This is a genomic window from Selenomonas sp. oral taxon 137 str. F0430 (genome assembly GCF_000183625.1).
GTDB lineage: Bacteria > Bacillota > Negativicutes > Selenomonadales > Selenomonadaceae > Centipeda > Centipeda artemidis.
The window spans coordinates 14,111-35,625 of sequence record NZ_AENV01000008.1; the positions used below are offsets into that span (position 1 = coordinate 14,111).

At 57.1% G+C, this 21,515-nt stretch carries 22 protein-coding genes and 1 pseudogene; 2 read left to right on the forward strand and 21 right to left on the reverse strand.

All coding sequences use genetic code 11. The features are described 5' to 3' along the window. Positions 1-6 precede the first annotated feature (6 nt). From sigH to ileS, 20 genes and pseudogenes are all read right to left on the reverse strand, one after another. Positions 7-777 carry an RNA polymerase sporulation sigma factor SigH gene (gene sigH / locus HMPREF9162_RS05395; protein WP_037350365.1) on the reverse strand — a complete coding sequence of 257 codons (771 nt, stop codon included), beginning with the start codon at positions 775-777 and terminating at the stop codon, positions 7-9. Between the two features lie 281 nt (positions 778-1,058). After that, positions 1,059-1,607, reverse strand: a complete 549-nt coding sequence (pyrR, locus tag HMPREF9162_RS05400; RefSeq protein WP_009438727.1) for a bifunctional pyr operon transcriptional regulator/uracil phosphoribosyltransferase PyrR — start codon at positions 1,605-1,607, stop codon at positions 1,059-1,061. A gap of 10 nt (positions 1,608-1,617) precedes the next feature. Further along, complete coding sequence (locus tag HMPREF9162_RS05405) at positions 1,618-2,523, reverse strand: RluA family pseudouridine synthase (protein ID WP_009438847.1); 906 nt, start codon at positions 2,521-2,523, stop codon at positions 1,618-1,620. Beyond that, positions 2,520-2,977: pseudogene (gene lspA / locus HMPREF9162_RS05410) on the reverse strand (signal peptidase II). The gene HMPREF9162_RS05405 and the pseudogene lspA overlap by 4 nt, the downstream one beginning before the upstream one ends. A gap of 17 nt (positions 2,978-2,994) precedes the next feature. Next, the gene (locus HMPREF9162_RS05415; RefSeq protein WP_009438659.1) at positions 2,995-3,534 is read right to left on the reverse strand and encodes a DivIVA domain-containing protein; all 540 of its coding nucleotides are present in this window, start codon (positions 3,532-3,534) and stop codon (positions 2,995-2,997) included. A 20-nt stretch (positions 3,535-3,554) separates the two neighbouring features. Continuing rightward, complete coding sequence (locus HMPREF9162_RS05420; protein ID WP_009438745.1) at positions 3,555-4,349, reverse strand: RNA-binding protein; 795 nt, start codon at positions 4,347-4,349, stop codon at positions 3,555-3,557. Then, on the reverse strand, positions 4,349-5,161 hold the full coding sequence (gene proC / locus HMPREF9162_RS05425) for a pyrroline-5-carboxylate reductase (protein WP_009438831.1): 813 nt from the start codon (positions 5,159-5,161) through the stop codon (positions 4,349-4,351). The genes HMPREF9162_RS05420 and proC overlap by 1 nt, the downstream gene beginning before the upstream one ends. A 5-nt stretch (positions 5,162-5,166) precedes the next feature. Then, positions 5,167-5,682: a cell division protein SepF gene (locus HMPREF9162_RS05430; protein ID WP_009350522.1), complete on the reverse strand. Its 516-nt coding sequence runs from the start codon at positions 5,680-5,682 to the stop codon at positions 5,167-5,169. Between the two features lie 15 nt (positions 5,683-5,697). Next, a complete protein-coding gene (locus HMPREF9162_RS05435; RefSeq protein WP_009438695.1) occupies positions 5,698-6,411 on the reverse strand; it encodes a YggS family pyridoxal phosphate-dependent enzyme in 714 nt (237 codons plus the stop codon). Then, positions 6,408-7,223, reverse strand: a complete 816-nt coding sequence (gene pgeF / locus HMPREF9162_RS05440) for a peptidoglycan editing factor PgeF (protein WP_009350520.1) — start codon at positions 7,221-7,223, stop codon at positions 6,408-6,410. Before pgeF ends, HMPREF9162_RS05435 begins: the two co-directional genes overlap by 4 nt. Next, positions 7,220-8,968: a radical SAM protein gene (locus HMPREF9162_RS05445; RefSeq protein WP_009438880.1), complete on the reverse strand. Its 1,749-nt coding sequence runs from the start codon at positions 8,966-8,968 to the stop codon at positions 7,220-7,222. Before HMPREF9162_RS05445 ends, pgeF begins: the two co-directional genes overlap by 4 nt. Before the next feature lie 24 nt (positions 8,969-8,992). Beyond that, entirely contained in the window at positions 8,993-9,463 is a 471-nt protein-coding gene (gene nrdR / locus HMPREF9162_RS05450; RefSeq protein ID WP_009350518.1) for a transcriptional regulator NrdR, read from the reverse strand. A gap of 27 nt (positions 9,464-9,490) precedes the next feature. Further along, the gene (locus HMPREF9162_RS05455; protein WP_009438738.1) at positions 9,491-10,381 is read right to left on the reverse strand and encodes a helix-turn-helix domain-containing protein; all 891 of its coding nucleotides are present in this window, start codon (positions 10,379-10,381) and stop codon (positions 9,491-9,493) included. 87 nt (positions 10,382-10,468) lie between these two features. Continuing rightward, a complete protein-coding gene (locus HMPREF9162_RS05460) occupies positions 10,469-11,614 on the reverse strand; it encodes a cysteine desulfurase family protein (protein WP_009438814.1) in 1,146 nt (381 codons plus the stop codon). Further along, positions 11,611-12,054 (reverse strand): Rrf2 family transcriptional regulator, encoded by a 444-nt coding sequence (locus HMPREF9162_RS05465; RefSeq protein WP_009350515.1) that lies wholly within the window; start codon positions 12,052-12,054, stop codon positions 11,611-11,613. The genes HMPREF9162_RS05460 and HMPREF9162_RS05465 overlap by 4 nt, the downstream gene beginning before the upstream one ends. Before the next feature lie 99 nt (positions 12,055-12,153). Further along, complete coding sequence (locus HMPREF9162_RS05470; RefSeq protein ID WP_009438725.1) at positions 12,154-12,606, reverse strand: deoxyuridine 5'-triphosphate nucleotidohydrolase; 453 nt, start codon at positions 12,604-12,606, stop codon at positions 12,154-12,156. A gap of 78 nt (positions 12,607-12,684) precedes the next feature. Continuing rightward, positions 12,685-12,912 (reverse strand): RNA chaperone Hfq, encoded by a 228-nt coding sequence (gene hfq / locus HMPREF9162_RS05475; protein ID WP_009350513.1) that lies wholly within the window; start codon positions 12,910-12,912, stop codon positions 12,685-12,687. Beyond that, complete coding sequence (miaA, locus tag HMPREF9162_RS05480; RefSeq protein ID WP_009438811.1) at positions 12,909-13,877, reverse strand: tRNA (adenosine(37)-N6)-dimethylallyltransferase MiaA; 969 nt, start codon at positions 13,875-13,877, stop codon at positions 12,909-12,911. Before miaA ends, hfq begins: the two co-directional genes overlap by 4 nt. After that, positions 13,874-14,551 carry a metal-dependent hydrolase gene (locus HMPREF9162_RS05485; RefSeq protein WP_009438691.1) on the reverse strand — a complete coding sequence of 226 codons (678 nt, stop codon included), beginning with the start codon at positions 14,549-14,551 and terminating at the stop codon, positions 13,874-13,876. Before HMPREF9162_RS05485 ends, miaA begins: the two co-directional genes overlap by 4 nt. Before the next feature lie 127 nt (positions 14,552-14,678). After that, entirely contained in the window at positions 14,679-17,798 is a 3,120-nt protein-coding gene (gene ileS, locus HMPREF9162_RS05490; RefSeq protein ID WP_009438799.1) for an isoleucine--tRNA ligase, read from the reverse strand. A gap of 241 nt (positions 17,799-18,039) precedes the next feature. Here ileS and HMPREF9162_RS05495 point away from each other — a divergent pair, with 241 nt between their 5' ends. Beyond that, positions 18,040-19,263: an EAL and HDOD domain-containing protein gene (locus HMPREF9162_RS05495; protein ID WP_009438870.1), complete on the forward strand. Its 1,224-nt coding sequence runs from the start codon at positions 18,040-18,042 to the stop codon at positions 19,261-19,263. 144 nt (positions 19,264-19,407) lie between these two features. Here HMPREF9162_RS05495 and HMPREF9162_RS05500 read toward each other — a convergent pair whose 3' ends face one another. Further along, positions 19,408-20,427, reverse strand: coding sequence for an HD-GYP domain-containing protein (locus tag HMPREF9162_RS05500; RefSeq protein WP_009350507.1), 1,020 nt, complete (start codon positions 20,425-20,427; stop codon positions 19,408-19,410). A gap of 222 nt (positions 20,428-20,649) precedes the next feature. On the opposite strand from HMPREF9162_RS05500, the gene HMPREF9162_RS05505 reads away from it, so the two are divergent. Next, complete coding sequence (locus tag HMPREF9162_RS05505) at positions 20,650-21,456, forward strand: amino acid ABC transporter substrate-binding protein (RefSeq protein ID WP_009438769.1); 807 nt, start codon at positions 20,650-20,652, stop codon at positions 21,454-21,456. Positions 21,457-21,515 lie beyond the last annotated feature (59 nt).

The following is a 21,515-nucleotide window of genomic DNA, read 5'->3' on the forward strand; positions in this document are numbered from 1 at the left end:
ACCTCCTCAGGGTACTCCCACCGTACGGTTGATCGTCGTCAGTCCGCGATAAACGGTGCCGATGTCCAGTTCCTCGCCGCGCGACTCCATATACTTCTCGAGTTTTCTCTTGACGCGCTGAAGCGCGTTATCGATGGACTTCACCTGACGATGGAGATCGACGGCGATCTCCTGATAGGATTTGCCGTCGAGATAGCTCATGAGGACGCGCCATTCGAGGTCGCTCAGAATCTCCTCCATCTTTTTCTCAATATCGACGAACTCCTCGCGGCTGATGACCAGCTCCTCCGGGTCGCTGATGCGCGCGCCCGAAAGGACGTCGAGCAGCGTGCGGTCGGAGTCCTCGTCATAGATGGGCTTATTGAGCGAGACATAGGAGTTCAGCGGGATGTGTTTTTGCCGCGTCGCCGTCTTGATCGCCGTAATGATCTGCCGCGTGACGCACAGCTCGGCGAATGCGCGGAACGAAGAGAGCTTATCCTCGCGGAAATCACGAATCGCCTTAAAGAAGCCGATCATGCCCTCCTGCACGATATCCTCACGATCTGCACCGATGAGGAAGTAGGAACGTGCTTTTGAGCGCACGAAGTTCCGGTACTTATTGACGAGGTAATCAAGTGCCTCGTTGCCCTCGTGCGTACGGATATGGACAAGTAATTCCTCATCCGTATAGCCTTCGTAGATGCTGTTTTCGGGCATCTCGCTTTCCGGCTCGTCCGCCTCTTCGATTTCGCCTGCCTCAAGTTCGTCCGGTGCAGACTGTTCATCATCCAGCATTGACTTTTGTGGGTCGCCAAAAAAATCATACGATTGCTCCGTATCTCCCAATACCGTCTGCTTGGGAAGTTGCCGATGAGATTTCATTCGTCTTTCCATTTCGATTATAACCCTATTGTAAAACTGCCGTCAAGGGATAAAAAGAAAGGACACTTGCACTAGGATATTAACCTCGGTGCAAATGTCCTGTCCAGAATGTATTCGGCGGCCGGATGCCGCTCCCGCCGACGTGCTGTTTCACTCGATACAGAATGATATAACTGCCGTGATGCGGATGTTCTTCATATGCATTCGCGAATGACGACTTTTTCCTCCGCATCGGTGTCATATAATTGAACGGAAACATCCTCGTGCGCCGCCGTCGGCACATTTTTTCCGACATAGTCGGCACGGATGGGCAGCTCGCGGTGCCCCCGGTCGATGAGGACGGCGAGTTGAATGCTCTTCGGACGTCCGATGTCGAGGAGTGCATTCATCGCAGCGCGGATTGTGCGCCCGGTATAGAGTACATCGTCGACGAGCACAACCGTCTTGCCCGTGATGCCCTGCGGCATCTCCGTCGGGCGCACAAGCGGCTGATAGGAAAGCTCGTTAAGGTCATCGCGGTAGAGCGTGATGTCAAGTACGCCGCGCGGGGGAGCGATGCCCTCGATGCGTGCAATCTCAGTCGCGATACGCTCCGCGATAAAGACGCCGCGCGTGCGGATGCCGACGAGCACAAGCTGCTCCGTCCCCTTGTTCTTCTCGACGATCTCATGAGAGATGCGCAGGAGGGCGCGACGAATGCCGTCAGCGTCCATGAGAACGGCTTTTTCTTTGAATGCGGTCATGCTTCTCTCCTTATCTGCCTGCGCGCAGACGGTGCAGGATATCCTCCATATCGGCGGGAAGCGGCGCGGTGAACCGCATCTGCGCGCCCGTGCGCGGATGCGCCAGGGTGAGGATATGTGAGTGCAGCGCCTGTCCATGTATTCCAAAGGGATTTTTCATCGCCGTGTACTTCGCATCGCCGACGAGCGGATGTCCGATGCTCGTCATATGAACGCGAATCTGATGCGTCCGCCCCGTCTCGAGTACGCAGCTGACGAGCGTATAGTCACCGAATCGTTCGAGCACTTCGAAATGCGTGGTCGCGGATTTACCGCCGCTGCGGACGATTGCCATGCGCTTGCGGTCGGTCGGGTGCCGCCCGATATCGCCCGTGATAACGCCCGCGCGTTCGGCGATGTTTCCGTGCACGAGGGCGCGGTATTCGCGCCGCGCGTCTTTGCTCCGTATCTGCTGCGCGAGAAAATGATGTGCCATATCGTTTTTCGCGGCAACCATGACGCCGGAGGTATCCTTGTCGAGCCGGTGCACGATGCCGGGGCGCAGCTCTCCGTTGATGCCCGAGAGATCGCGGCAGCGGAAGAGAAGCGCGTTGACGAGCGTCCCCGTGAGATTGCCCGCGGCGGGATGAACGACCATCCCGCGCGCCTTATTGATTACAATAATGTCCTCGTCCTCATAGAGAACATCGAGCGGGATATCCTCCGCTGCGATCACAACCTCCTCGGCGGGCGGCACGGTGCAGCAGATTTCCTCCCCGCTGCGCAGCTTATAATTCGGTTTGACCGGCGCGCCATCCACACGGACATTGCCGTCCGTGATGAGGCGCTGCACATAGCTGCGCGAGCAATTCTCTATTTGGCGCGCAAGAAAGACATCCAGACGTTCTCCCGCGCAGTCCGCAATATATCGGTTCATCGCGGCAGCTCCTTATTCTGCACAAATAATGCCCACAGCACGGCAGCGGTACCGATCACAATGGCGATGTCGGCAATGTTGAACACAGGCCACACACGGAAGTCAAAGAAATCCACGACATGCCCCGTACGCACACGGTCGATCATATTGCTCACCGCCCCCGCCGCGAGAGCAACACTCCCATAGTGAATGAGCGTACCACTGCGCCGCAGCCGCGGGTAGAACCCCAAGAACACGATGAAAAATGCCGCCGCGACACCAAGAAAGAGCGATCGGCTGTGTGCGAATATGCCGAACGCCGCCCCCGGGTTCAGCACGTAGGTAATGTGAAAGATTCCCGCCGCAACGGGGATGCTTTCTCCCGGCAGCATCGCTGTCTCCACATAGAATTTTACAAGTTGGTCGGCAAGCATAATGATAAAAAAAGAAATGCGGCTTTCGATCGTCCGCTCATTCGTTTTGTTTTCCTTCCTATTCTTTGGAGGGAGCTTCCACAGGCTGCGGCGTTCCTGTGGAATCCGTCATATCCGGCATGCCGGCAATCTCCTCGTCAATCCGCTTCAATTCTTCCTGCACGCTGCTCTTCATACGACGCAGAAAGGCATGCTTTTCCTGCACAAGACGTTCGTATTCGCCGACGATGCCTCGTACCTTATCGGCGGCTTCCTCAAGCTGTGCCTTGGAACGGATTTCCGCCTCCCGACAGAGGTTCTGCGCTTTCTTCGCGGCACTCTCAAGGATTTGATCTGCAGTTTCCTTCGCGTTCGCAGTCACTTCCTCCGCCGTCTTTTGCGCCACCATAAGCGTATCGCGCATCCCCTGTTCGATGCGGTGAAACTCTTCGTTGCTCTTCTGCGCGCGCGCAAGCTCCGCCCGGAGCGTTTCGTTATCCTCGAGCAGCGCCGTATAGTCCTTGATGATCTCATTGAGGAAGTCGTTGACCTCCGCCTCATCAAAGCCGCGGAAGCTCTTCCCAAATTCTTTCGCCTGAATGTCCTTCGGTGTCAGCACGATGCGTCCCTGCCCTTCCCTTAGAAATAACGATGCAGAACGACGGAGATGCGTCCCTTCTTGGTCTGCCCGCGCACCTCCGTGACCTCTAGTCTGCCGCGTCCGCGCATGGAGAGCACATCGCCCTGTTTGATGTTCTTCGAGGCGCTGCCTGCGCTCTGCCAGTTGAGTTTCACCTTATCCGCCGCGATGTCATCCGCCGCACGGCTGCGCGAGATGCCAAAGCCCGCCGCAGCGATGGCGTCGAGACGCAGGGACGCGACAGTCGCGCGGATCTCCTTCGTCCGCTCTTCGCGCGGTGCGATATCCGCGAGGTCGCCGAGGGCGGTCGTGACGCGCACGGCGCCGATCATCGTGAGCTCTTCCATGATAAACTGCACCATTTTCGTATCACAGAGGATCTTCGCCGTATCCCCGGCGAGAAGAATATCTCCCACGCCGCCGCGGTCGATGCCGAGTCCCATCAGCGCGCCGAGCACATCACGATGCGTTAAATGCGCGAACTGCCCGTTCCACGCCGCAGTGACGCAGACGATCTCATAACCGCCCGGTGTCCCTGCAAAATCCTCGTGCAGGAGCATCGCGCGCTGCCGCTCCGCTCCCGCGTATCCGCCGTCAAAATCGAGCTGCAGTCCGTCATAGCTCGCGCGAACGGTCTCTGCGATCTCCTGCCCGTAGGGATCGAGAAAGGGAGTGATGCGAAATTTTTGCGTTTTCATCACGTTTTCCGCAAGGTCAAGCAGGCGCATTGCCGTTTCTTCCCCCTCACCCCCGCGATAAAAGCGCAGAATGCGTTCCCTCTGTTCCGAAGCCATTAATTCCTCCCCAATTCTCTTGCACGCTGCGCTGCGGCAAGAACAGCTTCCATGAATGCAGCGCGCACACTCCCACGCTCCAATTCCCGAAGCCCCGCCGCAGTTGTTCCCGCGGGACTCGTCACCGCTGCGCGCAGGTCGGCAGGTGACATTTTTCCGCGCAGAACCATCTCCGCTGCCCCGAGAACGGTCTGTGCCGTCAGCAGCGTCGCCGTATCACGGCGCAGCCCTGCGGCGACCCCGCCCTCGATCAGAGCCTCCATCATGAGGAGCGCATAGGCGGGACCGCTGCCGGAGAGTCCGGTCACGGCATCCATATCCGCCTCATGCACCTCCGTTGTCCGCCCCGCAGCACCAAGGATCAGCGCGGTAAGCTCGCGCGCACGATCTCCTGCGAGAGATCCGCACGCATATGCCGACATCCCCGCACCCGCTGCGAGCGGCGTATTCGGCATCGCACGCACAACTGGATGTCCCGGGTATGCTTCCTCAAGCACAGCGATTTTCAGACCTGCAACAATGGAGAGCACACATGCCCCAACGCGCAGATGCTCTGCAGTCTCTCGCACAGCAGCGGCTGCCGCCGCAGGTTTCACTGCGAGAATAAGCATATCAATACGGGGCAGAAAATGTTCTGCCCCGACTTCTGCATGAACGCCGTAGGTGTGCCCAAGCATGTCGCAGCGCACCGCCTTATGCTCCGAAACGAATATATGCGGTGCGGCGACCGCACCGGAGGATGTCACTCCCGCGATGATTGCCTCCGCCATCGCCCCGCCGCCGATGATTCCAATGCGCAGATTGTCACACATGATATTTACCGATTCAGCCACGACATATCGTCGGTCAGCCGGTGCTCTTCCTCAGAGTAGCTGACATTGACGTTGCTCGGCGCACAGAGGATGACATTGTTGCTGATTTTCTTAATATCGCCGTTGAGTGCATAGGTTGTCCCGCTGATAAAATCGATGATGCGGTTTGCAACGCTCTTCTCCGTCTTTTCGAAGTTCAGCACAACAGGTTTTTTCTTTTGCAGATTCGCCGCTACCTGCTGTGCATCGTCAAACGTCTGCGGCTCAATGACGACAACGTTCATACGGTACGCCGCAACCACATTATCAATCGATGCGGCGGATGACGTACCGCCCGTCGATGATGAAAAATCGGGAAAGCCCGAAAGATTGGCACCGGTCTCCGGACGCCGCGTACGCGATCCGATGTCCGTCACGCCGGAGGATTTCCTCTCCGTCTCTTTTTCCTGTCCCTCGGTTTCCTCCGCCTCGTCTTCGGCGGTAATACCTATGGTTTTTGATATTTTCTTGATAATGCTCACTGCTGTGTCACACTCCTAAGTATTGTATTGGCGTGCGCCAAAGATCGCTGTGCCGACGCGCACAAGATTTGCGCCCTCTTCGACCGCAACGGTGTAATCGTGCGTCATGCCCATCGAGAGGTAGCGAATATCCGCCTTGGGGGGTTCCTTTTCCTTTGCTTCTTGAAACAGTTCGTACATCTCCCTGAACAGAGGACGGCACTTCTCCTCATTGTCATAATTCGGCGCAATGCACATAAATCCCTGCAAGCGCAGATGAGGAAGCCCTGAGACTGCCCGAAGCAGCGGATCTAAATCCTCACGGTAGACGCCGGACTTCGACGCCTCGCGTGCAAGATTGACCTGTACGAGAATGTTCTGCACCTTGCCGAATTTTTCCGCCGCCTTATCGATTTCTGCGGCGAGATGCTCGGAATCAACCGAATGAATGAGATCAAACTGTCGCACGGCGTGTTTTGCCTTATTGGTCTGTAAATGTCCGATGAGGTGCCATTTCGCTTCACGCTCAAGTGTCTCCGCCTTATCAAGCGCTTCTTGGATGCGATTCTCCCCGATGTTCATCACACCACTGTCGATCGCGGTACGCATCGCTTCCACAGGGTGATTCTTCGTGACGGCAATCAGCTCTACGGGAGCCTCGACAGGCACATGGGTACGCCGTGCCCGCGCCTGTGCGATCTCCGCGCGAACGGCTCGCAGGCGCTCGCATATCATGATATCGTCGCTCATTTCAGCTCCATCACCGCCGCCAGTCTTCCCGTTGTCCCGCCCGAAGCACGGTAGGAATAATACCAAGTTCCTTCACACGCCGTACATATATTGGCACAGTCGATCTGTTCCTCCGGAATGCCCGCCCCGATAAGCTGGATCCGGTTTGCCGCCCACAGGTCGAGGTGTATCTCGCCGTCTTTCTCCGCGAGGATTTCCGCTTCATGACCGGGCATCGATGCGCGAAACTCTGCTGCCTCCGCCGCACCGACAGGATAGCACGCGGCGCTGATCGAGGGTCCAATTCCTGCGAGGAGATCCCGGGGCTTCGTCCCGAACTCCTCAGTCATGCGATGAGCGGTCTTTGCCGCAATATGATGCAGTGTGCCGTCACGCCCCGCGTGGATCACCGCACCCGCATGCCGCACAGGATCATAGAGCAGAACGGGCACACAGTCGGCAAAGCAAAGCATGAGCGGCACGCCGCAGTCATTCGTGATAAGCGCGTCGGCGTCTGCCATCGCGTCCGCATAGTCATGCGCCCCGCGCCCCGCATCACGGCGCATGACGCGCACAATCTCCGTTCCATGCACCTGCCGCACCGAGCAGATGCGCTCCGCATCAAGTCCCATCGCCCGCATATAGCGCACGCGGTTCTCCCACACGGCCGCAGGATCGTCACCGACATGCAGTGCCATGTTCAGAGTATCATACGGCGCCGCGCTCACCCCGCCCTGCCGTGCCGAAAAGCCGTGTACCACTTTGTCCTCGGGAAAGATGTCCAGCCGCCCGTTCCATAAATTATCGCCGATCCGCTGCAATACAAAACTCATGATATTTTCCTTTCCGCACCCGTGCAGACACCGCACCGCGTACACCCGTCGGTACAACAGGGCGTCGATTTCAGCGTCTGCGCCCGCACATATTCCTGTCTGAGATAATGTTTCGTAAACCCCATATCGAGATGTTCCCACGGGAGGATGTCGTCCTCCGCCCATGCAGGATTCAGATAAAAGTCCGGCGAAAGCCCCTCCGCTTTCATCTCCGGCACGAGATCCTTTGCGCCGCGCCCCTCGGCGGCACGGATCAGCGGCTCCGAGAGCCGGCGGTCTCCGCGCGCAAGGATCGCCTGTACGAGCGCTTCCTTGGGCGACTCGAAATGCACGATGATGCGGGGGCGGCGGCGCAGCGCCGTGACGATCCGCTTCATAACGGCGTCGAGACGCTTCTTATCCGCCATCGGCATCCACTGGAACGGCGTGAACGGCTTCGGCACGAAGGGGTTCACACTGAGCGTCAGCGTCCCCCTACAGCCCTTCTCGTCCATATAGTCGCGCAGGCGCACGGCGAGGTCGATGATTGCCTCAATGTCGGCATCCTCTTCAAAGGGAAGCCCGACCATGATGTAGAGCTTGAAATTCGGGATGTGCGCCGCTGCACCGAGATCGATCGCCGTAAAGAGGTGATGTTCCTCGATCCCCTTGTTGATGACCGCGCGCATCCGCGCACTGCCCGCCTCAGGAGCCAGCGTGAGCGTCCGCAGACCACTCGCAGCAAGGGATTCCACGAGCTCACGCGTCACCGAATCCGCACGGAATGAGGCGACAGACATCGACAGCCCCGTCCCGAGGATGGAACGGCAGAGCGCGTCGATCTCCGGGTAGTCCGAAATCGCCGCGCCCATGAGACCGATTTTTTTCCCATAGGAAAGGGCGTCCCGCACCTGCGCCTCGATCACGGGGAGCGATCGGCTGCGCGGACGGCGGAAACAATACCCCGCCATGCAAAAACGGCAATGCCGCCCGCAGCCGCGGGCTGTTTCAATGAGGTAAAAATTGAACTCCGTATCGTCGGTGACGATGATCGTATGCGCCGGATAAGCGTCGAGGTCGCGTACCCACTGCCGCCGGATACGCGGCGGCACGCCGTCCGCGGGAAGAAGTGCCGTCATCCGCCCGCCAGGTGCAAAGGACGGTGTATAGAGCGCGGGCACATACACACCGGGAACGTGTGCGAGCCGCAGCAACAGTGCCGCCCGATCCTCTCTCGCGCACATCCCCTCATGATAGGCGTCCATCAGAGCACCGACGGTCTCCTCCCCCTCGCCGATGATGAAGGCGTCGACCACGGCGGCAAGGGGCTCGGGGTTGAATGTCGCACAGGGGCCGCCCGCAATAACGAGAGGATCGCGGTCGCCGCGTTCCGCCGCACGTATTTGGACACGGCTGAGCGAAAGCATTTTGACAACGTGAAAATAGTCCGGCTCAAAGGAAACGGCAAAGCCGATGACGGCGAAGCAGGAAAGCGGTGTCTGCGTCTCCACGCTCATCATCGGCGTCTGCGTGCGCTCGTAACGCGGGAGTTCCGTGCGGTCAGGCAGGAAGACGCGCTCGCACGCGGTGTCGCCGCGGCGATTGAGGAGATCATAGATGATATGCAGCCCGAGGTTCGACATGCCGACAAAATAGGTGTTCGGATAGACAAGAGCAAAGCGCGTGCGTCCGCCCGGCGGCCTTCTCACATACCCGTGCTCCTGCGCGAGCCGTGCGATAATGCCGTTTTTCAATCGCTGATCCACGCCCTGCCTCTTCCTTTCACGTCGTTACTCTTTCTCCTTCCCCTTGTGCGCGCGCAGTGTCTCAAGTTCCTCAATGAAATTCGTAATATCGTCAAATTTACGATAGACGGAGGCAAAGCGGATATATGCCACCTCGTCAAAATCCTTCAGCCGCTCCATCACAATCTCGCCGAGCTTCTCGGACGGAACTTCCGGCTCCGTACGATTGCGGATGTCACGTTCGATCTCGGCAACAAAATTCGTAATCTGCTCCATCGAGATGTCCCGCTTATCACAGGAACGAATGATGCCCGTCATCAGCTTGTCGCGGCTGAACGGCTCGCGGCGATTATCTCGCTTTACCACCATGAGCGGCATTTTCTCGACCGCCTCGTAGGTGGTAAATCGCCGCCCGCATTCAGGGCATTCGCGACGGCGGCGAATCGTCGTCCCGTCATCGGCGGCGCGGGAGTCAACGACCCTGCTGTCCGGCTGCTTGCAAAAAGGACATTTCATCGGATCCACCTTTCCTCATGCACGATATTACCGCATATTCTTTGTGTCCTTGGATGCGTCCTTCGGCGAACGTACGGGCTGCGGAGTTTTCTCCGCCTCGGCGGACGGACGCGGTGCGGGCATACTTACGGTATCTTTCAGATCCTTCGTCGTCTTTGTGAAGCGGCGTTCGACAACCTCGCCGACCGCGCCGAACTTGCCAAGCTTCTTTCCGTTCGCCGTTACCTCGACTGCTCCCGCATTCCCCGCACGCACGACAATACTGTCCTTGCCCTGCCAGTTCTCAGTCACTCCTTCTTCGAGGAGCCCTTCATAGACGGTTTCTCCGTCCACCTGCACCTCTGTCCAGCAGCGCTCGCTGAGGTGTATGCTGACACGAACATCCTGTGCGGCGGCACTGCGCGCCTCATCCGCCGCGTCCGCCTCTGCCGCAGGTGCGGCGACAGTAGTTTTTTCGGACGGTACCTGCGCCGTCTCACGCGCCGGTGTATTGATATAGGAGACGAGTGCCGCCCCTCCGCCAACGAGGGCGACGAGGACGATGATTCCCACAGCGAGTTTCCCAAAGATCCCCGCATAGGACGACGAACCGTTGCCGCCGATCGATATTTTGGAAAGCGATTCGTCGCCTACGCTGCTGAGCGTAACGCGGTGCGGCTTTTCCTCTGCGGGTGGGGGCGGTGCGATCGGTGTTCCCTGCTCCTCCGCAAACTGCTGCATAAGTTTCTCCGCATCGAGCCGCAGAAAACTCGCATAGTTGCGGACAAACCCCTTGGCATAGACCATTCCGGGCAATCCTTCAATATTGCCCCGCTCGATACACTCGATGTATAGCGCACGGATACTCGTTCCCTTTTCGATGTCCGCAATCGTCATCCCTTGTTTCTCGCGCTCTTTTCGCAGGACGTCGCCAACCATGAGATCTCCTCCCGGAACAGTGTTGCTCTCTGTTTATCGTGTCGTTGATACTAATTATACATGAAGTACCCTATAAAGACAAATATTTCACTGCAGTTCTTCTGCAATCGCCGCAAGTGTCTCTGCAAAACTAAGGACATCCTCGCGCGTAGTGTGGCGTCCAAGGCTCACGCGGATACAGGTGCGTGCCACATCCTCCGAACACCCCATTGCGCGCAGCACATGCGATACCTGCGCTGCACCCGCGCTGCACGCGCTCCCCGCCGAGACGGCAAATCCTGCAAGATCAAGACGAATGAGCAACGTGTCCTGTGCGATCCCCGCAATGCCGAAGTTCAGGACGCCGGCAAGCCGATTGTCCCGATCTCCATGAAACGAGATGGACCGAATCCTTCCGATGCGTTCGCGCAGGAGCTCAGTATAGGAACGAAGACGTTCCTCCTCCGCGGTCTGCTCGGCACATGCAATCTCCGCAGCTTTGCCGCAGGCGACAATCCCCGCCAGGTTCTCTGTCCCCGCGCGCATATCGCGCTCCTGGGCGCCGCCGTAGAAAAGCGGCGCGATGGCCGTGCCGCGCCGCACATACAGTGCGCCGACCCCCTTTGCGCCATAAAATTTATGCGCAGAGAGAGAGAGTGCATCAACGCCGAGCACATTCACATCGAGAGGGATATGCCCGACCGCCTGCACTGCATCCGTATGGAATGGAATACCGCGTGCACGGAGCAGCGTCCCGATCTCTGCAAGTGGCTGAATGCTCCCAACCTCGTTATTCGCCGTCATGATCGAAACGAGTACCGTATCCTGCCGGAGCGCCGCCGCGACATCCGCAGGATCGATGCGCCCCGCCGCGTCTACCGGCAGATAGGTAACGGAAAACCCGCGGTGCTCCATCGCACGGCAACTCTCGAGCACAGCGTGATGTTCAATGGACGAGGTAACGATGTGCGCCCCCTTCCCCGCAGTGCGCCCCGCCTCCGCGAGCCCCCGAATCGCCCAGTTGTCGCTCTCCGTGCCGCCGCTCGTGAAGAAAATCTCTTCGGGCAGAGCCCCAATGAGCGCCGCTGTCTTTTCCCGTGCACGATCGATACCACGCCGCGCAACCTGACCGAACGTATGCAGGCTCGACGGATTTCCATAGATGCCCGTCAGATAGGGCTGCATCGCCTCATAGACGCGCGTGTCGATTGGCGTCGTTGCCGCATGGTCAAGATAGACGAACCGCTCACTCATTGATTGCACCCCACATGCGCGTGATCGCCGCGCAGGAGATGCGCAAGAGAAATATTATTCAGCACGGAATTAATTGCGGCGCACACTTCTTCCCAAATTTGGCGCGTCGCACATGCGCCCGCATGAACGCAGCTCTGATCTCCTGCATCCACATCGGTGAGCAGGCAGTCAACGAGCGCGATAGGTCCCTCCACCGCCGTGATGATCTCTCCAATGGTCACCTCTGCGGGCGGACGGGAGAGCGTATAGCCGCCCTGCGCGCCGCGTACGCTCTCTACAAGTCCTGCACGCCGCAGCGGCAGCATAAGCTGTTCGAGATAGTTCTCCGATATCCCCTGCGATTTTGCAATTGTCTTAATCGGTACAACGCCCTCCCCATAATGCAGGGCAAGTTCATAGAGCGCCGTAACGCTGTACCGCCCCTTTGTCGATAGCTTCATATAACACTCCCGGGGTGCTCACCGCACGGTTCACCCCCCACCGATTTATGTAATTTTATTTTTTCTATTATAAATGAGATGATGCCGCCTGTCAAAACTCTATGCCCCCGTCGAGCCAAAACCGCCCGTCCGCGCAGTGCCGCTTCCCGCGCGATCTCCGTCTACGGTCAGATAGGTTGTAAAGATCCCCTGCGCGATGCGCTCACCCGCCGCGATATGCACCGCCTCCGCACCGTAGTTAAAGATTGGAATGAGGATATGACCTTCGTTCTCCGCATTCCCATAGTAATCCGCATCAATCACGCCGACGCCGTTCAACAGCATGAGGTGCTTCTTAAACGCCGCACTCGAACGGATATAGACCAGCAGCACCTCATTTTCCTGCATATACGCCTTCACCCCTGTCGGCACGAGCTTCCCCTCGCCCGGCGCAATCTCGACCGATTCCGCTGCGGCAAAGTCATAGCCCGTGCTCGCGCCCGTCTTGCGCTCCGGAAGATGAACGCCGCTGCGCTCATAGAGCGTAACAACCTCAAAACCTCGCGTTCTCATTGTGCTTCCTCTCTAAAGAAAAACCGCCGCGCCGAATCGCCTCATTCGGTGCGGCAGCATCGTGCTTTCTTCTTTCGGCTACTCGATCGGCACCTTGACAGTTGCGGACGGCGTGATGGTGGAGATTGCATGTTTATAAATCATCTGCTGTTTCCCCATGCTGTCAACCATGACGATGAAGTTGTCAAACCCCTTGACTACGCCCTTGATCTGAAAACCGTTGACCAAATGGATGATAACGGGGACGCTGTCCTTTCGCACTTGATTGAGGAAGCCGTCCTGTAAATTGATGATTTTTGCCGTCATGCTAAAAATCCCCTTTCTTTGCTCTCCCGCCATGTCTCTATATCGGCGAGAATCTGACACGTGAGTTCCGCCGCCGTATGCGCATCCGCATCATATCGGCGGATATAAGGCATTTTGCGGTACCATGTCATTTGGCGCTTTGCAAAGTGCCGCGTTGCCGTCTTGATCTGTTCAATCGTCTCTTCCAGACGCATCTCGCCCGCGAGATACGCCGCCGTCTCCTTGTAGCCGATGCCCTTCATCGCGGGGGCATCTCGCCCCACACCGCTTGCAAGGAGCCGCCGCACCTCGTCGACGAGTCCCGCCGCGAACATCGCGTCGACGCGTGCGTTGATACGCTCATAAAGATGTGCACGTTCCCGTACGAGTCCAATAACAAAGGCATCGTAAACCGTTTCGCCTTTGCGGTGCGCGCTGTCCTGCGAGATGCGCTCACCACCGCAATAAAATGTCTCGAGCGCACGGATCACGCGCCGCACATTGTTTGGATGCAGACGCGCGGCAGTCTCCGGGTCGCGCCGCGCGAGCAGCGCGTGGACGAACACATTCCCCCTGCACGCAGCGAGACGATGCATTCGTGCACGAAACCGCTGACTCCCCGGCGTCGCGTTGAAATCGTAGCCCTCGATCAGCGCCTTGATATAAAGTCCTGTCCCACCAACGATGAAGGGTATTTTCCCTGCTGCCTCATGCAGGGGAATCAGTCGCCGGGCATGCGCGACGAAATCCGTCACACTGAACGATTCCTCCGCCTCCAGTATATCGACGAGATGATGCACCACAGAGGCGCGCTCCTCCGCCGTCGGCTTTGCGCTGCCGATGTCAAAGCCGCGGTAGAGCAGCATCGAATCGCCCGAGATGATGTCCGTCCGGAGGTGCTCTGCCAGATGTAGTGAGAGCTCCGTCTTGCCCACCGCCGTAGGCCCTAGAAGAACGAGGAGCGGTGACTTTTTTCCCGCGCTCAAAGCTCGAGTGTTTCGCCCGGGGCAACGATGCAGACTGCTGCGCGCGTCATCGCCTCCGTGACCTCCTTGTAGCGGTGGACTTCTTGCTCGATGACCGGCCATGTATTATAGTGAATGGGGATCACATGGCTCGCGTTGACCCACTGCGCCGCCTGTGCCGCGTCCTCGAGTCCCATCGTATAGTTGTCGCCGATGGGCAGCACCGCATAGTCGATCGTATCCTTGCGCCCGATGAGCTGCATGTCGCTGAACAGCGCCGTATCGCCGGCGTAGTAAACGACCTTATCCCCGATGTAGATAACAAAGCCGCACGCAACGCCGCCGGGCACACCCGCGCTGTGATGCGCGACCGTCATGCGCACCTTGCCGAACGGCAGTGTGATCGAGCCTCCAAGATTCATTGGGAACGATTTCAGCTCGGCGAGTGCCTGCGCCTGACAGACGTCAATGACCTCCGGGATCGCAACGATCGCCGCGCCCGTGCGCGCCGCGATCGACGGCGCATCGCCGAGATGATCCCCGTGCGCGTGAGTGAGCAGGATATAATCGCAGTCCACGTCGTTCGCCGAAACGCTCGCCGTCGGGTTCCCGGTCAAGAATGGGTCAACAAGGATCCTATGCGTGCCGTCATCCAACAGAAACGCCGCGTGCCCAAAGTAATGAAAACAAACCATCGCGTTCATCCTCCTCTTCATAGACTTTTTTATCATTATACGATATGACCGTATAATGTCAATATGAAAAAGCCGCCTGAATGAAGTGATGTCCTTCATTCAGGCGACTTTCCCAATGTCTTTTTCCTTATTTGATGGAAAGCGTCAATTTCTCTCGGTTGATGTTCCACTCTTTGCTCGTGCCCGCGGGCGCATCGTAGGAAACGGAATCTGCGAGTGTAATCTCGCGGATAAACGCCTCGTTCTTCCGTGCGGTCTCTTCGAGATTCGCATTGCCCGAAAGATCGAGATTGATATGATCCGTCACCTCGAGCCCACACTCCTTGCGCATCGTCTGCACCTTGCTGATGATCTCGCGCACAAAGCCCTCTTCGATGAGCGCGGGCGTGAGCGTCGTCTCGAGCGCGACGGTGACGCCGCCATAGCTCTGGCAGTTGTAGCCCTCCTGCTGTGCGACCGTCACCTCGACGTCCTCGCTCGTCACCGTCACATCGCCGTCCGCGAGCGTGAGCGTATAGGAGCCGCCGCCCGCGAGAGCTTCCTTGACCGCCGCACCGTCACTCTCCTCGAGCGCTTTCTTGACCGCGCCCATCTGCTTGCCGACCTTGGGTCCTAGGACGTGGAAATTCGGCTTTACATGGTACGCGAGGAAGTCCGACATATCGTCGCGGAATGTCACCGCCTTTACGTTCAGCTCATCCTCGATGATCTCGACGAAGAACTCCGGCAGGCGGTGTTCCGCCTTAACGAACATATTGCCGACGGGCTGACGGTTCTTGATGTTCGCCGCATTGCGCGCCGCACGTCCGAGTGTGACGACCTCGAGCACGATCTCCATATTGTCCTCGAGCTCCGTGTCGATGTACGACTCGTTCACCTGTGGGAAATCCGTCAGATGCACGGAGATCGGCGCTGTCTTGTCCACGGAGCAGACGAGATTGCGGTAGATGCTCTCCGTGAGGAACGGGATCATCGGCGCCGCCGCCTTCACCGTCGTCACGAGCGCCGTGTAGAGCGTCATATACGCGTCGATCTTGTCCTGCTCCATGCCCTTCGCCCAGAAGCGGCTGCGGCTGCGGCGGACATACCAGTTCGACAGCTCTTCGACAAAGGACTGGAGCGCCTTTGCCGCCTCGGTCACACGATAGCTCCCGAGGTATTCGTCCACCGCGCGCACCATCGTGTTCAGGCGCGAGAGCAGCCAACGATCCATCACGCAGAGCTTTTCGTAGGAGATCGTATGCTGTGTCGGGTCAAATTCGTCGATGTTCGCATAGAGCACATAGAACGCGTAGGTGTTCCACAGCGTCCCCATGAACTTGCGCGCGCCCTCCTGCACCGCCTCGTGGGAGAACCGATTCGGCAGCCACGGCGCACTGTTCTCGTAGAAATACCAGCGGATCGCATCCGCGCCGTGACGTCGCAGCGCGTCCATCGGTTCTACCGCGTTGCCCTTGGACTTCGACATCTTCTGTCCGTTCTCATCCTGCACATGCCCGAGCACGATGACGTTCCGATACGGACTCTCGTCAAAGAGCAGCGTCCCGATCGCGATCAGCGAGTAGAACCACCCGCGCGTCTGATCGACTGCCTCGGAGATGAAGTCCGCGGGGAAGTATTTCTCGAAGATTTCTTTGTTCTCGAACGGGTAGTGCCACTGTGCAAAGGGCATCGCCCCGGAATCGAACCAACAGTCGATGACCTCGGGGACGCGGTGCATCGCAGCGCCGCATTTTTCGCACGGGAAGGTGATCTCGTCGATGTACGGACGGTGCAGCTCGATGTCCTCCGGGCAGTTCGGCTGAAGTTTCCGGAGTTCCGCGATCGATCCGACCGAGCGCTCGCATCCGCAGTCGCATTTCCAAATGTTCAGCGGCGTGCCCCAGTAGCGGTTGCGGCTGATGCCCCAGTCCTGCACATGCTCGATCCAGTTGCCGAAGCGCCCCTCGCCGATGGATTTCGGAATCCAGTTGACCGTGTTGTTGTTCTTCACGAGTGCATCGCGCACCGCCGTCATCTTGATGAACCACGAAGCGCGCGCGTAATAGAGCAGCGGCGTGTCACAGCGCCAGCAATGCGGATAGTTGTGCGTGAACTCGGGCGCCTTAAAGAGCTTGCCGCTCTCCTCCAGATCGGCAAGGATCAGCGGATCGGCGTCCTTCACAAAGACGCCCGCCCATTTTGTCTCCGCCGTCATCTCGCCCTTGTCGTTGACGAACTGCACGAACGGCATCCCGTATTTGCTGCACACGCGGTTATCGTCCTCACCGAATGCCGGTGCCGTATGGACGATGCCCGTGCCGTCTTCGGTCGTCACATAGTCGTCGCAAATGACGAAGAATGCCTTATCGCGTACATCCGCGGAGACAAAATCGTAGAGCGGCACGTACTTGCGGTACTCGAGCTCCTTGCCCTTCATCGTCGCGAGGATCTCACGGTCGCCCCACGAGCCTTCAAATACGCTGTCCATCAGCGCCTCGGCGAGGTAGTAGACCTTGCCGTAGACACGCACCTTCACATAGGTCACCTCGGGGTTCACGCAGAGCCCGAGATTCGACGGCAGCGTCCACGGTGTCGTCGTCCATGCGAGGAAATACGCATCCTCATCGGCAGCCTTGAACTTGACGATTGCCGAACGCTCCGTGACATCTTTGTACCCCTGTGCCACCTCGTGCGAGGAGAGCGGCGTGCCGCAGCGCGGGCAGTACGGAACGATCTTGTGTCCCTGATAAAGAAGTCCTTTTTTATAGATTTCGCTGAGCGCCCACCACACGGACTCGATGTAATTGTTCTCGTAGGTGATGTAGGGGTGCTCCATATCCGCCCAAAAACCGACGACGTCGGAGAACTCCTCCCACATCGCCTTATACGTCCAGACAGATTCGCGGCATTTCTTGACGAACGGCTCGATGCCGTATTCTTCGATCTGTTCCTTGCCGTTGATGCCGATCGCCTTCTCGACCTCGAGCTCCACGGGCAGCCCGTGCGTGTCCCAGCCTGCCTTGCGCAGAACCTTCTTGCCCTTCATCGACTGATAGCGCGGCAGCATGTCCTTGATTACGCGCGTCAGCACATGCCCGATGTGCGGGCGGCCGTTCGCCGTCGGCGGGCCGTCGTAAAACGTGAACGTCTCCGCACCCTCGCGCTGATCCACCGCCTGCTGTGCAATATGATTTTCGCGCCAAAAATCCACAACGGCTTTCTCGCGCGCGGCAAAATCCAAATTTGTATCTACTTTATCATACAAAAAAATCCCTCCCGTACCGTAATCACGTCATTCTAGCACACGAGACCGGATTTTTCAAGGATACCGCGCTTCGATCCTTGTCCTTCATACAACGACGCAAACAGTATCTTTAATGCCGTCAACTTTTTTTGATTTGTTTTTCGTATAAACTATGCTATAATGATCATCAAATATCCCGTAATAGAGACACAATAGAGACATATCACGTTTTAGATTCGTCTCCAACAGAAAGAGGCTATCTATGGATGAATTATTTATCGGGCGGCAGGCAATTTTAGACAAGAAAAAGGGCGTATACGCCTATGAAATCTTATTCCGCAGCGGTCTGAAAAACGCCTTTGACCCCAATCTCGACGGCAATGTCGCGACGCAGAGCGTGATGGTGAACGCGATGCTCGAATTCGGCATGAAAAAACTCGTCTCTGAAAAAAAGGGCTTCATCAATTTTACGGAGAAAAATCTGCTCGACCGGGCGCCGAAGCTCCTCCCCGCCGATACCATCGTGGTGGAGATTCTCGAAACGGTACAGCCCCGCGCGGAGATTCTTGAAGCGGTACAGGAACTCAAGGCAGCAGGCTACAAGATCGCCCTCGACGATTTTGTCCTGCTCCCCGGCTATGAGCCGCTTATCGAGATGGCGGATATCATTAAGGTGGACTTTCGCATCACCGAGGATCCCGAGGAGCGGAAAAAGCTGCGCGAAATTCTCCCCGGTCATGTCCGTCTGCTCGCCGAGAAGATCGAAACGGAGGACGAGTTCCGTCAGGCGCTTGAGTTCGGCTATGTGCTCTTTCAGGGCTATTTCTTCTGCAAGCCGACTGTCCTGCGTCAAAAGAAGCTCTCAAGCAATGCGCTTTCACAGATGCGGCTCCTCAAGGAGGTCAACCGCCGTGAGTTTGACTTTAGGGCAATTACGGACGCCATCTCCTCGGACACAAACCTCGTACATAAACTGCTGACCTACATCAACTCAGTCGGCATGGGACTCACGCACAACGTCTCAAACCTCAGGCAGGCAACCGTCCTGCTCGGACTAGAGGGCATTCGCCGCTGGGTAACACTCGTGAGCCTCCAAACGTTCTCCGAAGGCAAACCGCCCGAACTCTTTACCATATCTCTGCTGCGCGCCAAGTTCTGCGAACTGATCGCAAGCGAGCTCAAACACTCGAACGTCACGCCGGACACAGGCTTCCTGCTTGGTATGTTCTCGCTCATCGACGCGCTGCTCAATCAGCCGATGGAAGAAGTACTTGAGGAGGTTGCACTCAGTGAGGAGCTGACTTCCGCGCTCCTCGGCGAAAAGAGTGATTTGCGCAAGATTCTGGATATCGCAGTTGCCTATGAACAAGGCGACTGGGATCAGGTCATTGCACTCTGCAAAGAGGAAAATCTCTCACCGGGACGCCTCAAACAGAATTATAACGCCGCCCTCGAGTGGTACAATCTGCTCCAGTCGGTAGGCTAAACGAACGAAAACAAAACGCCGTATGAACGTATCATGCGGCGTTTTTTGATGGAATCAAACGATCGCGTAAAATGGAAGATAAAAACAGAGCCTGCAGCGTATACGAGCCGTTTCACGCCGAAAGCTCTGTAAAAAGGATCTGTCTTATTTGGGATTGTACTCGAGAATCGCGATCCGCGGGTTCTCATTGAGATCGATCAGCTCGTCGTCGCCGATTGCCACGATCGGTTTCGGCACAACGCCGTGCGGATAGGAGACAATCTTTCCCTCACGATGATTGTTGAGGAGTACGCGCGAACCGAGGAATGCGTTCTTGATATTCGTCAGCACTGCCATGCAGACCTCTGGATCGAGTGTCGTATACATCTGGCTCGCGATGACTGCTACCGCGTCAAACGGTGTCTGCCGCCGATATCCCTCGCGCTCGGTTGTGATATTATCGTAAAGATCCGCAACGGCAACAATACGCGCGTAGAGGTGGATATCGTCCCCCTTGATATTGAACGGAAATCCGCTGCCATCCATGCGTTCATGATGTTGGAGCGCCGTCAGACGCACGCCCTCGGTGAGTCCTGCGATCTTGTTGAGGATCTGCGCGCCGTCCACCGTGTGCTGAATGTATCTCTCGTAGTCCTCGCCCTTGAGCGTATCGATGTTCTTCTCGAGCAGCCGTTGATCGAACTTCGACTTGCCTACATCGTGCAGGAATCCTGCCATCACGATGTCCTTCGACATCTCGCGGTCAAGATGCATCCACTTGGCAAAGACACCCGCGAGAATCGACACGCGCAGCGAGTGGTTGTAGATGTCGCTCGCAAGATGATTGAGCTGATTGAGATAGTCGATCGTTCCGCTGCGGCGCGAGAGCGGCAGAAGATCCTCCTGCACCATCTCATTGGTCTGCTCAACCGGCACCTCCCCCGTCTTCTTTGTCTGCTCAAAGATAGATTTTGCCGTGCCGACGACATTTTCATATTGCTTAACGAACAGATTGCTGCGCGAAAAGATCGGTGAGATCCCCTCTTTCAGCTCGTTTTCGTCCTTGATGTAGACGACAGGAATTTTCAAAAACTTGAGACGCGTGATATGCGCCTGCGTGAGTTCGGTGTTCTCCGACACGACGACCACACGCTTGGCATTGACGATCGTTCGCGCAAGTATCATCCCATTTTCAAGATCGTCCACGGATATTGCACGCAAGGTAAGCCCTCCCCCGGTTTACGCGGTCAATTTTATACGAAATATGATATCTATAACTATTTCTACCTTTCTTAAAAAAAACCTGCCTGTACAAAATAAATACTTGACATAATTTTACTGTTTCGCTTATAATAGCACTACGTTATCGATTTATCTTGTTAAAGAACCAAAAGGAGAGTGGAAAAGATGAACCGGAAAAACATTTTAACCGGCGTAGCTGCGGCTATGATGTCCGCACTGCTGCTCACGGGCTGCGGCGGCGGGGATAAAGCTGCCGCGCCTGCAAAGGACGGGGACAAGGGGAAAATTGTTGTGGGTCTCGACGACAATTTCCCGCCGATGGGCTTTAAGGATGAGAAGAACGAGATCGTCGGTTTCGATGTCGACCTCGCAAAAGAGGCGGCAAAGCGGCTCGGGCGCGAGGTTGAGTTCAAGGCGATCGATTGGTCGAGCAAGGAAGCCGAGCTCAAGAGCGGCCGCGTCCAAATCCTATGGAACGGACTCGATATCACAGAAAAGCGTAAAGAAAACATGCTCTTCTCCGATCCGTACATGGACAGCCAACAGGTCATCTTCGTCCGCAAAGGCGATACTGCGATTACCGACGAGCAAAGCCTCGCCGGCAAGGTAATCGGCACGCAGAGCGCAAGTACGGCGGAGGAATACATCGACGCGACCGACTTCTATAAAAAGGACGTCAAAGAGGTAAAGAAATATCCCGATTTCGTCGCGACCTTTATGGATCTTGAGAACGGTCGCCTGGACGCGGTGGTCGGCGACCGGATCGTCGGGCGCTACTACATGAGCAAACACCCCGATAAAATCGAAGAGCGCAACATTCCGATCGGTCCCAAGGGCGAGCTCGGCATCGCCTTTGCAAAAGACAATACGGCGCTGCGCGACGAAGTGCAGAAGGTCATGAACGAGATGAAGGCGGACGGCACGGCCGCAAAGATCTCCGAAGAGTGGTTCCAAACAAATTTGGTTAAGTAACTGTACGGAACGAGGCTGCCGTGCTCCTTGCGGCAGCCTTTTTCACGCCGGGAGATATG

What these genes read in the sequence shown, in the direction of transcription:
- HMPREF9162_RS05470 (WP_009438725.1), bottom strand. Translation starts at nt 12,606, where the DNA reads ATGAGAACGCGAGGTTTTGAGGTTGTTACGCTCTATGAGCGCAGCGGC.
- HMPREF9162_RS05485 (WP_009438691.1), bottom strand. Translation starts at nt 14,551, where the DNA reads ATGGTTTGTTTTCATTACTTTGGGCACGCGGCGTTTCTGTTGGATGAC.
- pyrR (WP_009438727.1), bottom strand. Translation starts at nt 1,607, where the DNA reads ATGACCGCATTCAAAGAAAAAGCCGTTCTCATGGACGCTGACGGCATT.
- sigH (WP_037350365.1), bottom strand. Translation starts at nt 777, where the DNA reads ATGCTGGATGATGAACAGTCTGCACCGGACGAACTTGAGGCAGGCGAA.
- HMPREF9162_RS05420 (WP_009438745.1), bottom strand. Translation starts at nt 4,349, where the DNA reads ATGGCTTCGGAACAGAGGGAACGCATTCTGCGCTTTTATCGCGGGGGT.
- HMPREF9162_RS05435 (WP_009438695.1), bottom strand. Translation starts at nt 6,411, where the DNA reads ATGAGCGACGATATCATGATATGCGAGCGCCTGCGAGCCGTTCGCGCG.
- HMPREF9162_RS05500 (WP_009350507.1), bottom strand. Translation starts at nt 20,427, where the DNA reads ATGATACTTGCGCGAACGATCGTCAATGCCAAGCGTGTGGTCGTCGTG.
- HMPREF9162_RS05465 (WP_009350515.1), bottom strand. Translation starts at nt 12,054, where the DNA reads ATGAAGCTATCGACAAAGGGGCGGTACAGCGTTACGGCGCTCTATGAA.
- HMPREF9162_RS05505 (WP_009438769.1), top strand. Translation starts at nt 20,650, where the DNA reads ATGAACCGGAAAAACATTTTAACCGGCGTAGCTGCGGCTATGATGTCC.
- hfq (WP_009350513.1), bottom strand. Translation starts at nt 12,912, where the DNA reads ATGACGGCAAAAATCATCAATTTACAGGACGGCTTCCTCAATCAAGTG.
- HMPREF9162_RS05405 (WP_009438847.1), bottom strand. Translation starts at nt 2,523, where the DNA reads ATGAACCGATATATTGCGGACTGCGCGGGAGAACGTCTGGATGTCTTT.
- pgeF (WP_009350520.1), bottom strand. Translation starts at nt 7,223, where the DNA reads ATGAGTTTTGTATTGCAGCGGATCGGCGATAATTTATGGAACGGGCGG.
- nrdR (WP_009350518.1), bottom strand. Translation starts at nt 9,463, where the DNA reads ATGAAATGTCCTTTTTGCAAGCAGCCGGACAGCAGGGTCGTTGACTCC.
- HMPREF9162_RS05495 (WP_009438870.1), top strand. Translation starts at nt 18,040, where the DNA reads ATGGATGAATTATTTATCGGGCGGCAGGCAATTTTAGACAAGAAAAAG.
- HMPREF9162_RS05455 (WP_009438738.1), bottom strand. Translation starts at nt 10,381, where the DNA reads ATGGTTGGCGACGTCCTGCGAAAAGAGCGCGAGAAACAAGGGATGACG.
- HMPREF9162_RS05460 (WP_009438814.1), bottom strand. Translation starts at nt 11,614, where the DNA reads ATGAGTGAGCGGTTCGTCTATCTTGACCATGCGGCAACGACGCCAATC.
- proC (WP_009438831.1), bottom strand. Translation starts at nt 5,161, where the DNA reads ATGTGTGACAATCTGCGCATTGGAATCATCGGCGGCGGGGCGATGGCG.